The organism is Streptomyces sp. NPDC004126 (assembly GCF_050275515.1).
In the GTDB taxonomy this organism is placed as follows: Bacteria; Actinomycetota; Actinomycetes; order Streptomycetales; family Streptomycetaceae; genus Streptomyces.
The window spans coordinates 1-1,051 of record NZ_JBNNPF010000136.1 but is presented as its reverse complement, the minus strand read 5'-3'; the positions used below and the strand labels follow the sequence as shown (position 1 = coordinate 1,051).

The 1,051-nt window shown below is 67.4% G+C and carries 1 protein-coding gene; it reads left to right on the top strand.

The window, feature by feature from the left end; translation table 11 throughout:
• Positions 1-235 precede the first annotated feature (235 nt).
• Positions 236-1,051, top strand: an 816-nt coding sequence (locus ACQKM2_RS40870) for an IS5 family transposase (protein WP_427719293.1), incomplete at its 3' end; no start/stop codon positions are given.

The window sequence follows — 1,051 nt, the reverse complement described above, 5'->3', positions numbered from 1 at the left end:
AGAGGTCGTTTTCACCTGTCTCAGCCGTGTATCTGCCGATTTCTGGGGTGCGGGATCGTGGTGCCGGTGAGGCCGAGGAGGTGGTCGATGTCTCTGGGGCGCGTGATGTGGCCGATGGGATGGAAGGCGACCTGTTCCTGTCTCATCCCAGGATGTCGGGCTGTGCCTGTCACGTGCTTCCAGCGTCGTGGGTGTGCGCCTGGGCGTACTCGGTCTGTCGCGGTACGCCGGAAGCATGGCAAAACGACGTCCTTACCCGAGTGATCTGTCCGATGCCCGCTGGGAGTTGATAGAGCCGGTGCTGTCGGCCTGGCGGTTCGAACGCCGTGGCAGGGCCCTGGACTTCGGCCGGCCGCCCGAACACGACCTGCGGGACATCATGGACGCGATCTTGTACGTGGACCGCACCGGCGTGCAGTGGCGCTACCTCCCACACGACTTCCCGCCCTGGAACTCGGTCTACGGGTACTTCGCCAAATGGGCGGACGAGGGCGTGTTCGCCCAGCTCAACGGCCTGCTCAGGCAACTGCTGCGGGAGAAGGAGGGACGGGACGGCGAACCGTCGGCCTGTGTGATCGACGCCCAGAGCGTCAAGACCTCCACCAGTGTCCCTGCCGCCGGCCAGGGCATCGACGCGGGCAAGAAGATCGTCGGGCGGAAGCGGAGCATCGTCACCGACACCCTCGGGCTCCTGCTGGCCGTGCTGGTCACCGCGGCCAGCGTGCAGGACTCGGTCGCCGGCACCCGGCTCTTGGACCAGGTCGCCGCCGAGCACCCCACCGTTCGCAAGGTGTGGGTCGACGGCGGCTACCGCCAGCACCTCGTCGAGCATGCCGCGACCCTCGGCATCGACATGGAGATCACCGCCCGCAAGCCCGGGACCAGGGGTTTCACCCCGATCCCGAAGCGGTGGGCGGTCGAGCGGACCTACGGCTGGCTCATGCTCCACCGGCGCCTGGCCCGCGACTACGAAACCCTTCCCACCCGCTCCGAAGCTTTGGTGAACCTCGCCATGACCGACCTCATGGCCCGCCGCCTCACCGGCGAGAAC